The sequence below is a fragment of the Accumulibacter sp. genome, from assembly GCF_036625275.1.
In the GTDB taxonomy this organism is placed as follows: Bacteria; Pseudomonadota; Gammaproteobacteria; order Burkholderiales; family Rhodocyclaceae; genus Accumulibacter.
Genome location: NZ_JAZKUD010000099.1, coordinates 1 through 13,048 on the forward strand (window position 1 = coordinate 1; position 13,048 = coordinate 13,048).

General features: G+C 61.7%; 7 protein-coding genes and 2 pseudogenes. All 9 read right to left on the reverse strand.

The window, feature by feature from the left end; translation table 11 throughout:
* Positions 1 to 1,577 (reverse strand): DUF4011 domain-containing protein (locus V5B39_RS19245; RefSeq protein ID WP_332344474.1); only part of this gene is annotated, 1,577 nt, incomplete at its 3' end.
* 378 nt (positions 1,578 to 1,955) lie between these two features.
* Positions 1,956 to 2,615: pseudogene (locus V5B39_RS19250) on the reverse strand (IS3 family transposase); the annotation flags it as partial.
* A 187-nt stretch (positions 2,616 to 2,802) separates the two neighbouring features.
* Positions 2,803 to 4,344, reverse strand: a complete 1,542-nt coding sequence (gene malQ / locus V5B39_RS19255) for a 4-alpha-glucanotransferase (protein ID WP_332344475.1) — start codon at positions 4,342 to 4,344, stop codon at positions 2,803 to 2,805.
* A gap of 39 nt (positions 4,345 to 4,383) precedes the next feature.
* Positions 4,384 to 5,226 carry a polyphosphate kinase 2 gene (gene ppk2 / locus V5B39_RS19260; RefSeq protein ID WP_332344480.1) on the reverse strand — a complete coding sequence of 281 codons (843 nt, stop codon included), beginning with the start codon at positions 5,224 to 5,226 and terminating at the stop codon, positions 4,384 to 4,386.
* A gap of 96 nt (positions 5,227 to 5,322) precedes the next feature.
* The gene (locus tag V5B39_RS19265) at positions 5,323 to 6,729 is read right to left on the reverse strand and encodes an efflux transporter outer membrane subunit (protein WP_332344476.1); all 1,407 of its coding nucleotides are present in this window, start codon (positions 6,727 to 6,729) and stop codon (positions 5,323 to 5,325) included.
* Positions 6,722 to 9,931, reverse strand: coding sequence for an efflux RND transporter permease subunit (locus V5B39_RS19270; protein WP_332344477.1), 3,210 nt, complete (start codon positions 9,929 to 9,931; stop codon positions 6,722 to 6,724). Before V5B39_RS19270 ends, V5B39_RS19265 begins: the two co-directional genes overlap by 8 nt.
* Before the next feature lie 6 nt (positions 9,932 to 9,937).
* Positions 9,938 to 11,164 carry an efflux RND transporter periplasmic adaptor subunit gene (locus tag V5B39_RS19275; RefSeq protein WP_332344478.1) on the reverse strand — a complete coding sequence of 409 codons (1,227 nt, stop codon included), beginning with the start codon at positions 11,162 to 11,164 and terminating at the stop codon, positions 9,938 to 9,940.
* 308 nt (positions 11,165 to 11,472) lie between these two features.
* Positions 11,473 to 12,603, reverse strand: a complete 1,131-nt coding sequence (locus V5B39_RS19280) for an ABC transporter permease (protein WP_332344479.1) — start codon at positions 12,601 to 12,603, stop codon at positions 11,473 to 11,475.
* 4 nt (positions 12,604 to 12,607) lie between these two features.
* Positions 12,608 to 13,048: pseudogene (locus V5B39_RS19285) on the reverse strand (ABC transporter ATP-binding protein); the annotation flags it as partial.

Here is a 13,048-nt window from a genome sequence, read left to right on the forward strand (position 1 = left end):
CAACATGCCCTCGCCAGTGCGCTTCCAGTTCTCCTGCCTTGTCCATCTCGTCCTCCTGTCGAAAACCTGGAGGTTGCTCCACCTCTCGGCGGTTTTACAGGTGGATCGGCTGCACGCTTACGTTCGGCCGCCCAGAAGATCTCGTTGACGTTCAACCCGAGATTGTTGCCGACCCGGCTGCCCATGAGTTCGGCGTACCGGGCGAGTTCTCTTTTCTGCCGCTGCAGCGTGTCGAGCCTCGCCTGAAACTGCCCAGGGGCAGGAAACTGCCCCTCGATCCGGGCCTGGATGTCTTCTAGAAACTTCTTTTTCTGCGTCTTGTGGGAATGGAGTTCTAGGCAGAAATGCCCGAGACCCGCCTTGTTTAGCCTGTGGCGCACCACCTCTAGGGCGGCCAGCTTCTCCGAAACAAACAGAACCTTCTTTCCCTTGGAGAGAACAGCCGCAATGATATTCGTGATGGTCTGGGATTTGCCGGTACCCGGAGGCCCATTGATGACGAGGTTCTTACCAGAGAGGACGTCGATGATTGCGCTGTGCTGCGACGAGTCGGCGTCGAAAATCAGTGGTTGAACAGCCTCTGGCCGCTCGTCGATGCGGTAATCCTCTGCATGGAGCCCCCCTCCATCGCCTCCGGATACTCCGGAGAATACGGACTTGATCAAGTCGTGCTCCAGTAGGCCGGGGTTCTTCTTGGTGTCGAGGTCGGCCCATATGGCCAGTTTTCCGAAGGAGAGCATGCCAAGCGTAAGCTGCCGGCGCACCCGCCATCGACGTTTGTTTTTCACCGCCTTTTCAATACGCGCGAAATAGGGTTCCGGAGAGTCCTCGTCACCGAACTCCGGAAGGCTGAGCACAAGGTCGCGGCGAAGTTTTTCGCGCAAGGTTTGGTTTTCGGCCAGGTCCTCGCCGCTATGGGCAACGCTGTACTGATATGTGCGAGTCTCTTTGTCGATTTCACCCCGGTTCAAAACGACGGGCAGGGCCAGTAAGGGTGCGAGCATGGAACGTTCAGAGTCGTCGCTGTCGTAGAATTCGAGAAAACCGAAGATGAGAAACAGCATGTTGGTGCCAGTTTCCTCGACGGCCGTCTTGGCCTCGCCGGCAATCTTGCGCAACTGGCGCTCAAGTTCCGCTGGATAAAGCAGGGTTTGGATACCGTGCAGCCTGTGCCCCTGCGCGCCTTCGTTGTTTTGGGGAAACTCGAAAGACGTTGAAATACCGATGTCGGCAGCGTACAGCTTGGCTTCGGGAGGCTTGCCGCGGTAGGTTGCTGAGGGAGGTTCAGGTACGGGTTTGAAGAGGACACCCGTACCGTACACATACAGACGATTGAACACGAGATTGAGGTTCGGTTCGTCGGCGACCTGGATACATCGTCCCTTTGGATGTCGATAGTTGAGCAGGCGGTTGCGCGCAGATAAGTCCAGCAGGCGCATCCTCAAACGCTCGATAGCATCGGCGACGGTTATCCCACCAGAGAAAATTTCGCTGACGAGCGCTTCCGCATCGTTGGCCTGGTACTGGTCTTGTTCTTGGTTTGTCATCGTTCCCTGCAGGCGGGCAGCAAAAAACAAGCGCCCAACTTGTGCTTCGGCGCCCCCCGTCTATCCTTTACGTGAAGAATGGTACCTGTTTCTCCCAAACCATTCAGTGATGAATCATGAACATAGGCTTACGTCAGGCGTCTGCATGCGACGCTGTCGCATAGGCTGACCAGCCTTTTCCGAATTTCTAGATCTCATGCCCGCCTGACTGGCGCAGCAACAATAAAGTGGTCCCCTGAGTCAAGACAAAAATCAATTGGGTTTAAGCTGTGCATTCGACTTCACTAGCAGCGGGACGGTGCTGCCCCCGGTTTTGCTGTGGGTTCGTTCGGCTGTTGCGGTTGATTCGGGTGTTGATCTTGCCTCTGCGGGTGGGGAACCGCCTGTTCCGCTACGCTCCACAGGCGGTTCCCCACCCGCACCGCCAAATTTGTCGAGGATCATGGCTCCGCCACCGGTCGCGGTGCGATAGACGACGTCGAGCGTCTGGTCACCGAGCGACTGGTGCGGCCGCTCACCGTGGTAGAAGGCGAAGTACTCGGCCAGGCCGACCGTCAATTCGCCCAGGGTGGCGTAGCCCTTCCAATACACGTCCTCGTGCTTGACAGTGCGCCACAGTCGCTCGACAAAGATGTTGTCGAACACCCGGCCCCGCCCATCCCGGCTGATGACCCCCCCTTCCGGTTTCAATACGTCGGTGAAGGCAGTGCTGGAACTGGGTGCCTTGATCGCTATTGAAGATCTCCGGTTTGCCGTGGGTGCGCAGAGCCTCTTCCAGTCATTCCACACAGAAGACCGCCTCCATGCTGTTGCTGATCCGCCAGCTGAGAACCTTGCGGCTGTACCAGTCGATCACCGCGACCAGGTAGGCAAAGCCACGTGTCAGCCGAAGGTAGGTGATGTCCGTGCTCCAGATCTGGTTGGGTCTGACCACCGCCACGCCATGCAGCAGGCAGGATAAACCGGGTGCTCGGGGTGCGCCCGGCGGGTGTTCGGGCCCGGTGCCATGCCGGCCAGTTCCCTCAGTCGCATCAGGGGTTGCACCCACTTGCGATTGACTGGGTGACCCACCGTCCCGACGGATCTTCCTTTAGCACCACCTCGGCAATCCCGAGTTGCTCCTTCAGGATCGTGAGCTGGCTGGCCACCGTCGTCGGGTCCGCGGTGTTGCCCTCGAGTAAGGGGGAGGGAGCCGGCCAAGGCTGGGTGCTGCGCTTGCTGAAAGACTCTTCTCCCGCGAGGGGGAGGAGTGCGCTCAACCCGGCTTTCGTCCATACAGACGTGTCAGTTCCGCAAGGCGCCTGGCGTGCGAGGCATCGACCTGCTGCCAGTTGAAGCGCCATTCCCAGGAGCCCTCGCCGAGGCCCGGCGCGTTCATGCGGTGTTTCGAATCGAGGCCGAGCACGTCCTGCATGGGAATGACGCACAGCGAGGCCACCGAGGAACAGGCGAGGCGGATCAGTCGCCAGTGTATTGCTTCGCCGTTTCCTTCACCATTCTCGTCGCCGGCACCCAGGTAGGAACGCACATAGTCCTGCTCGGGGTGGCTGAGCGACTCCCACCAGCCGCGGCTGGTATCGTTGTCATGGGTGCCGGTATAGACCACCGTGTTGGCTTCGTAGTTGTGCGGCAGATAGGGATTTTTGGCGTCGCCGTCGAAGGCAAACTGCAGGATGCGCATGCCGGGCAGACCGATGGCCAGGCGCAGGGCATTGACTGCGGGGGTGATGATGCCGAGATCCTCGGCGATGATCCGCAGCCGACCTTGCGCGTCGCCCAGCTCGCGGCGAATGGCGTTGAACACGGCTTCACCCGGGCCGGGTCGCCAGGTTCCGTTGACGGCTGTCCTGGCCGCGGCGGGAATTTCCCAGTATGACTCGAAACCGCGAAAATGGTCGATACGCACGACATCGCAGAGCTTCATCGTTTGCCGCATCCGCTCGACCCACCAGTGATAATCTTCAGCCGCGTGTGCCGACCAGCGGTACAGCGGGTTGCCCCAGCGCTGCCCGGTGGCGCTGAAGTAATCCGGGGGCACGCCGGCCACCACGCGTGGATGTCCCTTCTTGTCGAGGTCGAATAGCTGTCGATTCGCCCACACATCGGCGCTGTGCGCGGCAACGAAGATCGGCAGGTCGCCGACGAGTTCGATGTGACGAGCATTGGCATAGCGCTTGAGTGCCGACCATTGATCGAAAAAGCGCCACTGGCAGAACTTCCAGAAGTCGATTTCTTCGGCGAGCTGGGAGCGGGCTTCACAGAGCGCTGTCGGCTGGCGTTTAGCCAGCGGCGCAGGCCAATCCTGCCACATCCGGCCATCACCGCCGTGGGTGATGTCGAGCGCCATGAACAGCGCGTAGTCGTCAAGCCAGCCGCGCGCAGTATTGCAGAAGCCTTCGAAAGCCAGGCGCTGACCAACGCTCTGGTGGCTGAAGAAGTGTTTGGCGGCGCGTCGCAGGTGGGCAATCCGGAAGCGCCGTACTGCGTCGTAATCGACCCGCCCTGCAGGAAAATCGGGGACCGACTTGAGATCGGCCTCGGTGATCCAGCCGGCGTCGCGCAACTGGCACAGATCGATCAGCAGTTCATTGCCGGCAAAAGCTGAAGGGCTGATGTACGGCGAGTTGCCTGGCCCGACACTGCCGAGTGGCAGCACCTGCCACACCGACTGGCCGGCACCCACCAGCCAGTCGACGAAATGATACGCCGCTGGCCCGAGGTCGCCCGAGCCATGCGGTCCGGGCAGCGAGGTGGGATGCAGGAGAATGCCGTTATGACGGGGAAGTGAGGGGGTCATGCGAGTCCTTTGTCTCGACTGAGTATTTGGGGGGTCAAGTCAGTAAACCTCCGGGACATACTTGAGCGGCAGCTTGACTTCCTGGTAATCGCCCGGTTTTTGCCGTTTGGGGAGGGTGATCTTCGGCTGCTTGACCACTTCGTAGGGAATGCTGCTCAGGATGTGCTGGATGATGTTCAGGCGAACACGCTTCTTGTCGTTGGAGCGTGCAACGAACCACGGTGCCCACTCGGTATCGGTCGCCCTGAACATGTCGTCACGGGCACGCGAGTAGTCGTACCAGCGGCTGTAGGACTTGAGGTCCATGGGCGAGAGCTTCCATTGCTTGCGCGGGTCGGTGATGCGCGCTTCGAGGCGGCGCGTCTGCTCGTCCATGTCGACTTCGAGCCAGTACTTGAGCAGGATGATGTCGTTCAATCCACCGACCATCACTTTCTCGAACAGTGGCGCCATCTTGAGGAAACCCTGCACCTGCTCTTCGCTGGCAAAGCCCATCACGCGCTCGACGCCGGCGCGGTTGTACCAACTGCGGTCGAAGATCACCACTTCGCCGGCTGCCGGCAGGTGCGGCAGGTAGCGCTGGGCGTACAACTGGCTCTTCTCGCGCTCGGTCGGAGCGGGCAGGGCGACGACCCGGAAAACACGCGGGCTGACGCGGCCGGTGATGGCCTTGATCGTACCGCCCTTGCCGGCGCCGTCACGGCCTTCGAAGAGGATCACCACCTTGAGTCCCTGCTGGACCACCCACGACTGGAGATGAACCAGTTCGGCCTCGAGTTTTTCGAGTTCCTTGAGGTAAGTCCTGTTGGACATCCTCTTCACCGGTTTTTCCGGGGTCTCGCTCGTTGCGGGCGTCTCTTCCGCCACTGTCCCGGACGGCATGTCCGGATTGACGACCCGCTCGCTCCTGCTTTTCTTTGCCGACTTGCCTTTTTTGCCCATTTCACATTCCTTTCATGTGGAAGTCGCGTCAGCGACTCATTTCACTGCGCTGGCCGTCCTGTCCGCCTCGACCACCCAGCCGCCGCCCATGGCCTTGTAGAGGTTGATCATGGCCTGCAAGCGGGCCTGCTGCGTCTGTGTGTATTGGAGCTGGGCGTTGAACAGGCTGCGTTCAGCGTCGAGGACTTCGATGTAACTGGTGTAGCCATTCTCGTAGCGCAGCCGGGCCGTTCCCGCATATTCTTGCAGCGCGCCTACCTGGCGTTTTTGCGCCTGTAACTGCACACCGGTCCGGTCCTGATCGACGAGCGCGTCATTGACCTCGCGAAACGCTTGCTGAATGGCTTTCTGATACGCGAACAGTGCCTGCTGCTGTTGCGCTTCCGCGACCTGCACCTGACCGGCAATGGCTCCGGCGGTGAAGATCGGCAGGCTGATCGGCGCGGCGTACTGCCAGACCTTCGACTCGCTGTCGAACAGCTTGCCAAGGCTGCTGCTGGCATAACCGAACAGGCCGGTCAGCGAGATCGTCGGAAAATAAACCGCTTTGGCGGCGCCAATCAGGGCATTGGCGGCAATCAGGTTCTGTTCGGCCTGCTGCAGGTCGGGGCGGCGCTCAAGCAGGTCCGATGGCAGACCGGCCGGAATCGCCGGCACGCTCAGTTGATCGATGTTTCTGCCGCGGGTGATCGGCCCAGGGTTGCGGCCGAGCAGCACACAGAGGCCATTTTCCTGCTGGGCGATCGACTTTTCGATGACCGGGATGGTGGCCACGGCTTCCTCGTACTGGGACTGGTTCTGGCTCAGTTCGAGCAGCGAGATGACGCCTCCGGCGTAGCGCTGCTTGAAGATCTCGTACGAATCGAAACGACTCCTGGCCGTCGCTTTGGCGATTTCCAGCTGGCGATCGAGGTCGCGCAGGTTGACGTAGGCGCTGGCAACGCTGCCGACCAGCGAGAGGATGACGGCGCGCCGTCCGTCCTCGCTGGCCAGGAGCTGTGCCCGCGCGGCTTCGCTCTGGCGGCGGATACGGCCCCAGATGTCGATTTCCCAACTGGCGGTGAATACCGCCTGGTAGCTGTTGTAGGTGCTGCTGCCGGTGTCCAGGGCCGAGATCGAACTCCTCTGCCGACTGGCTTCGTAGCCGGCGCCGAGCTGCGGGAACAGCGGCGCACGAACGACGCCGTAGCGGCCGGCGAACTCGTCGATGCGCGCGCTGGCGATCAGCAGATCCTTGTTTTCACGCAGGGCCGTGCCGACCAGATCATTGAGCACCGGGTCGCCGAACTGTTCCCACCAGGCGGTATTGGCCAGATCGAGAGCCGTCTGATCGCTCAGACGCCAGGCGGTGGGGGTGTCTACGGCTGGGCGCAGGTAATCGGGTCCGACCATGCAGCCACTGGCAGACAGCGCCAGCAGGGCAATCACGATGGGCTTACGCATGGCCCTTCCCCTCCTTCCCGATACTGTCTGGCTGGTCTGCGGCCGTGTGCGGGGCAGTGGCTTCTCCACTCTCGGTGTGAGAGACCTCGGTTTCCCCCTTGTGGCCGAGTTTCTCGACGACGTAGAAGGTGACCGGGATGATGAAGATGGCGAGGCCGGTCGCCGCCAGCATGCCGCCAATGACCGTGCTGCCCATCACCTGACGCGAAATGGCGCCGGCGCCACTGGCAATCGCCAATGGCACACAGCCGAGAATGAAGGCGAAGGAAGTCATCAGGATCGGCCGCAGGCGCAGTTGTGCGCCCTTCAAGGTGGCTTCGGCAAGCGACAGCTCGCCCTTCTCGTATTCCATCTTGGCAAACTCGACGATCAGGATCGCATTCTTGGCCGCCAGGCCGATCAGCATCACCAGACCGATCTGCGCATAGACGTTGTTTTCCTGCCCGCGCAGCAGCAATGCCGCGAAAGCGCCGGCGACGGCGATCGGGGTACCCAGCAGCACCGAGAACGGTAGTGACCAGCTCTCGTACTGTGCCGCCAGGATCAGGAAGACGCAGAGCAGCGAGAAGCCGAAGATGACCATCGGCGATACCCCCTGCTGTGCCCTCTGCTCCTGGTACGACATGCCGAGGTAGTCGTAGCCCATTTCACCCGGCATGGTTTCGGCGAAGACTTCCTCGAGCGCGCGCATCACCTGCGCCGAACTGTAGCCGGGTGCGGCCGAAGCATTGATCTGGGCGCTCCGATAGAGATTGTAGCGCATCGTGAATTCCGGGCCGGCGATGTTGCGGATCGAGATCAGCGCCGACAGCGGCACCGGCTGGCCATCCTTGTTGCGCACGTAGAACTGGCCGATATTCTCGATGTTGGTGCGGTATTCGCCCTCGGCCTGGACGTAGACCTGCCACTGGCGTCCAAAGCGGTTGAAGTAATTGATGAAGCCGCTGCCGAGGAAGCTCTGCAGGGTCTTGTACACGTCGCTGATGTTGACCCCCTGCTTGAGCACCTTGTCACGATCGACGTCAATGAACAATTGCGGCACGGTCGGCCGGAAGGTGGTCGTGACGCCGGCCAATTCCGGGCGCTTTCGCGCGGCCTCGATGAACTTGCCGGTATTCTCGGCGAGGAAGGCGATGTCCTTGCCGGCACGGTCCTCGAGAATGAAGGTCGCCCCCCCTGAAACACCGACGCCCGGGATCGCCGGTGGCGGAAACGCGAAACCGATGGCACCGCTGATGCCGCCAAGGTGTCTGGTCAGTTCGGCCTTGATCGCGGCGTACTGCTCCTCCGGCTTCTTGCGCTCGGCCCAGTCTTCCAGGGTCACGAAGAAGAATGCGCTGTAGGTATTCTGTACCTGGCTCAGCATGCTGTAGCCGATCACCGTGGTCGTGTATTTGACCCCCGGCACCTTCATGATCAGCTCTTCTGCCTGGCGGGCGATTTCTGCGGTGCGCTGCAAGGAAGCCCCATCGGGGAGCTGTACCCCGGCATACACGTAGCCCTGGTCTTCATCCGGAAGGAAACCGGCGGGAACCACCTTCCCGAAGAAACCGGCGGCAGCGGCCATGCCGACCAGAAACAGCAGACTGATCGCGCTCTTGCGGATCGCGATCCGGCAGGTTCCCACGTAACCGCCGGTGAGTCTTCCGAAGACACCGTTGAACCAGTCATAGAATTTCTGCAACGGACCATGGCCCTTGACTTTTGGCCTGAGCAGCAGCGCGCAGAGGGCGGGGCTCAAGGTCAGTGCGTTGAACGCCGAGATGATCACCGAAATGGCGATGGTCACCGCGAACTGCTGGTAGAGCTGGCCGGTGATGCCGGGAATGAAGGCCGTGGGCACGAAAACCGCGGCGAGGATGATAGCGATGGCGATCACCGGCCCGGTGACTTCGTCCATTGCCTTGAGCGTTGCGTCCTTGGCCGACAGTCCATGCTCGATGTGGTGCTCGACCGCCTCGACGACGACGATGGCGTCGTCCACCACCAGACCGATCGCCAGCACCAGGCCGAATAGCGAGAGGGTGTTGATCGAGAAGCCGAACATCGGGAAGAGCATGAAGGTGCCGACCAGCGACACCGGCACGGCGAGCAGCGGGATCAGCGTCGCGCGCCAGCCCTGCAGAAAGACGAAGACGACGATCATCACCAGCACCAGCGCTTCAAGCAGCGTGTGCTGGATCTCCTTGATGCCTTCGGTGACCGACAAGGTGGTATCGAGTGCGACGACGTAGTCGAGGTCGGGCGGAAAACCCTCCTTGATCTTTGCCATCAACTTCTTGGCGCCACCGGCCGCATCGAGGGCATTGGCACCCGGCATCTGATAGAGCGCCACCAGGGCGGCAGGCTTGCCGTTGAGCCGCCCCTGCATGTTGTAGGTCTGGGCGCCCAGTTCGATGCGGGCGACATCACCGACGCGGACGATCGATCCGTCGACGTTGGCACGCAGGACGACATTGGCGAACTCCTCCTCGCTCTGTAGCCGCCCCTGCGCCCGTACCGCGTAGGTAAACTCCTGCCCTGCCGGTACCGGCTCGGCGCCGATCGTTCCCGCCGGATTGACCGTATTCTGGGCGTTGATCGCGTTGACGATCTCCGGAATCGTGATGTTCAGCTTGGCCAGGACATCAGGCCGCACCCACAGGCGCATCGCGTACTGGCCGGCGCCGAAGATGGTCACGCTGGCGATTCCCTTGACCCGCGTCATCTGGTCGTTGATGTTGATGTACGCGTAATTGGCCAGAAAAATGTTGTCGTAGGTGCCGTTGGGCGAGTACAGGGCGAACATGATCAGTGGCGAAGAGGTCGACTTCTGCACCGTCACGCCGTAGTTGCGGACGTCCGATGGCAGTTGTGACTCAGCCTGCCCCTGGCGCATCTGCGCCAGCAATTGGTCGGTGTTGGCGTCCGTCGCGATGTCGAAGTTCACGGTGAGCGTCGACTGACCGTTGTTGGCGTTGATCGAAAACATGTAGTTCATGTTGTCGACGCCCGACATCTGCTGCTCGATCGGGGTGGCGACTGCCTGTTCGACGGTCAGCGCGTCGGCGCCGGTGTAGGTGCTGTTGACCTTGATCTCCGGCGGCACGATGTTCGGAAACTGCGCGATCGGCAGGCCCGCCATGGCGACCAGGCCGACGATGGTCATCAGGATCGAAATGACCATGGCGACGATCGGCCGGTTGATGAAGAACTTGGACATGGTCGCTCAATCCTTGGCGGCTGGCGCAGGGGCCGCCGGTTTCTCGGCCGGCCTGGCCGGGTCTGCTGCGGCCGCTGGCGCTGCCGGGACAAAGGGCTTGGGATTCACGGTCATTCCCGGCCTGACTTTCTGGGTGCCTTCGGCGATGATCTGGTCGCCTGGCTGCAGGCCCTTGCTGATGATCCACTCCGAAGCAATCCGTTCACCGACCGTCACCGGCCGGACATCGGCCTTGTGGTCGGCGCCGACGACCGCCACCAGGTACTTGCCCTGCATTTCGGTGACGGCTCGCTGGGGCACCAGCAGCGCGCCCTTCTCAACCGACATCGTGGCGCGGATCTTGCCGTACTGGCCAGGACGCAGCAGGTTGTCCGGATTGGCAAACAGGGCTGCGACCTTGAAGGTTCCCGTCGTCGGATCGACCTGCCGGTTGAGTACTGCAACCTTGCCCTGATGCGGGTAGATCGACCCGTCCACCAGGATCAGTTGCAAGGGGACATGCTCCGTCTTTTTGCCGGCGGCAGCGGCGGCCGCCGCGACTTTGAGGTATTCGCGTTCGCTGATGTTGAAGTAAACCTTGATCGGATCGACGGTCGACACCGTCGTCAGTTCGGTCTGCATGCTCGGGCTGAGGAGATCGCCGATCTGGGCCTTGGCGATGCCGGCGATGCCGGTGACCGGCGAAGTGATGCGGGTGAAACCGAGGTTGAGTTTGGCCGTCTTGAGCGACGCCTCGGCGGCTTCAAGCGACGCCTTGGCCGAGAGATCGGCGCCGGTGGCGTCGTCGAGATCCTTCTGGCTGACGGCGTTCATCGCCGCCAGGGGCTTGATGCGGGCGAGGTTGGCGCGGGTCGTTTCATAACGCGCCGCCTGCTGGGCACGCAGTCCTTTCGCCTCTTCGACAGCGGCCTCGAACGTGCGCGGGTCGATCTCGAAAAGGGGCTGGCCCTGCTTCACCAGATCTCCTTCGCGGTAGTTCTGCCTGATCAGGTAGCCGGTGACCTGCGGACGGATGACGGCATTGACGTTGCCGTCCAGCGAGCCGATCCATTCCATGTGGATCGGTACGTCCCTCTGCGAAACGGTGACGAGTTCGACGACCGGCGCCGCTGGCGGTGCTGCCTTTTGCTTCTCGCAGGCAGCGGTCAGCAGCAGCACGGCGCTGGCCAGACCGGCGAGTACGCACCTGTAAACCCGATCTGTGGAGATGAAAGGGGACGGGATAGACCTCATGGCGGCTCCTGCTGGGCGAAAGTGGGTGTGGCGGGTGGTGGGTCAATGTGTAAGTCGCGTGATCGTGATCAAACCAAGCATCGATCATCCTGGAGCGTCATGGCCTCCTCCATTCGGCCGGGCGACGGCCCGCAGTGGATTCATTATGGGTCAAGTAGGGCGTGTAATCCAGCGTCTCCGTCTGCTGATCGAGTGTCGCGTTGAATCCAGGGATTGAAATCAGTGATCTCCCCCCATTGGCGGAGGTTGGAGGAGAGGGCAACGGTCATGACTTTCATGATCGGAGGTGCCTGGAAAAGTCATGACCGTTAGTCCAGCGTTCGGCGAAAGGTTTTCAGACCGACGCCGAGGACCACCACGATGAAGGCGAGGATCGGCCAGACCTGCTCCCAGAGCATGTCGACGCCGTTGCCCTTGAGCAAGATGCCGCGCACCAGGAGCAGGAAATGCGTCAGCGGCAGAAGGTTGCCGATCACCTGCGCCCATTCCGGCATGCCGCGGAAGGGAAACATGAAGCCGGAGAGCAGCATCGACGGCAGAAAGAAAAAGAAGGTCATCTGCATGGCCTGCAACTGGTTGCGGGCAATCGAGCTGAAAGTGATGCCGAGCGTCAGGTTGGCGCAGATGAACAGCAGCACCACTGCGTAGAGCAGCAGCAAGCTGCCGTGCATCGGTACGTCGAAGAGCCAGCGCGCCGCGAGCAGGATCAGCGTGACCTGCACCAGACCGATCAGGATGTACGGAACGATCTTGCCGGTCATCACCTCGATGGGGGTAGCCGGCGTCGCGAGAAGGTTCTCGAAGGTGCCGCGTTCGCGCTCGCGGGTCATCGCCAGACCGGTCATCAGGACCATGGTCATGGTCAGGATGACACCGAGCAGCCCCGGCACGACGTTGTAGGCAGTGATCCCCTCGGGGTTGTAGCGGCGATGGATGCGCAGTTCGACCGGCGGCGTCGGCACGCGTTGCAGCCCCGGCAAGTCGGGGGCGAAGACCTCGATGCCGAGACTCTTGAGCACCGAGATGGCGCCGCCAGTGGCCATCGGATCGGTGGCGTCGGCTTCGACCAGCAGCGTCGGACTCCGGCCGCGCACCAGATCGCGATGGAAACCGGGCGGGAAGGTGACGACGAACTGCACCTTGCTGCGCTCGAGGAGTTCGCTGGCCTGATGCTCGTCGACCTGGCCGACGATCCGGAAATAGTCGCTGTTGGCCATGGCGGCAACGTAGGCGCGCGCGAAAGGGCCGGGGTCGGCCATGACCACGGCGGTCGGCAGGTGTTTCGGGTCGGAATTGATCGCAAATCCGAAGAGCAGGAGCTGGATGATCGGGATGCCGACGATCATCCCGAAGGTTAGCCGGTCGCGCTTCAACTGGATGAATTCCTTGAGCAGGATGCCAACCCAGCGGGAAAAAGAGAAACGGGAGAAATGTTCCATGCGCTCAGCCGGCGAAGGGGTCCTGGGCGTTCTGCATGAGGTGGATGAAAGCGTCCTCGAGCGACGGCGTCACGGCGGCGATGCGCACCGCGCTGGCCTGCGAGAGCGTCTGCAGGCTCGCCTGCAGGCAGGCTCCGTCCTGGCCGCTGACATGCAGCGTCGCGCCGAAGCTTGCCACCTGGTCGACACCCGCCATCCCGCGCAGCTCTTCGGCCAGGCGGTGGATGCCATCGCCGCTGACTTCCCAAGTGTTCAGACGGCAACTGGCGACGATCTCGCTGGCGGTGCCGGTGGCCAACAGGCTGCCGTAAGCGATGTAGGCCAGACGGTGGCAGCGTTCGGCTTCGTCCATGTAGTGAGTGGACACCAGGATGGTGATCCCGGCGGTGGAAAGGCGATGGATTTCCTCCCAGAAATCGCGCCGTGCCTTGGGATCGACGCCAGC

Bases quoted from the DNA above. Each gene is read 5' to 3' on its own strand.
- malQ (WP_332344475.1), bottom strand. From the start codon at position 4,344: ATGACCCCCTCACTTCCCCGTCATAACGGCATTCTCCTGCATCCCACC.
- ppk2 (WP_332344480.1), bottom strand. From the start codon at position 5,226: ATGCCGTCCGGGACAGTGGCGGAAGAGACGCCCGCAACGAGCGAGACC.
- V5B39_RS19265 (WP_332344476.1), bottom strand. From the start codon at position 6,729: ATGCGTAAGCCCATCGTGATTGCCCTGCTGGCGCTGTCTGCCAGTGGC.
- V5B39_RS19270 (WP_332344477.1), bottom strand. From the start codon at position 9,931: ATGTCCAAGTTCTTCATCAACCGGCCGATCGTCGCCATGGTCATTTCG.
- V5B39_RS19275 (WP_332344478.1), bottom strand. From the start codon at position 11,164: ATGAGGTCTATCCCGTCCCCTTTCATCTCCACAGATCGGGTTTACAGG.
- V5B39_RS19280 (WP_332344479.1), bottom strand. From the start codon at position 12,603: ATGGAACATTTCTCCCGTTTCTCTTTTTCCCGCTGGGTTGGCATCCTG.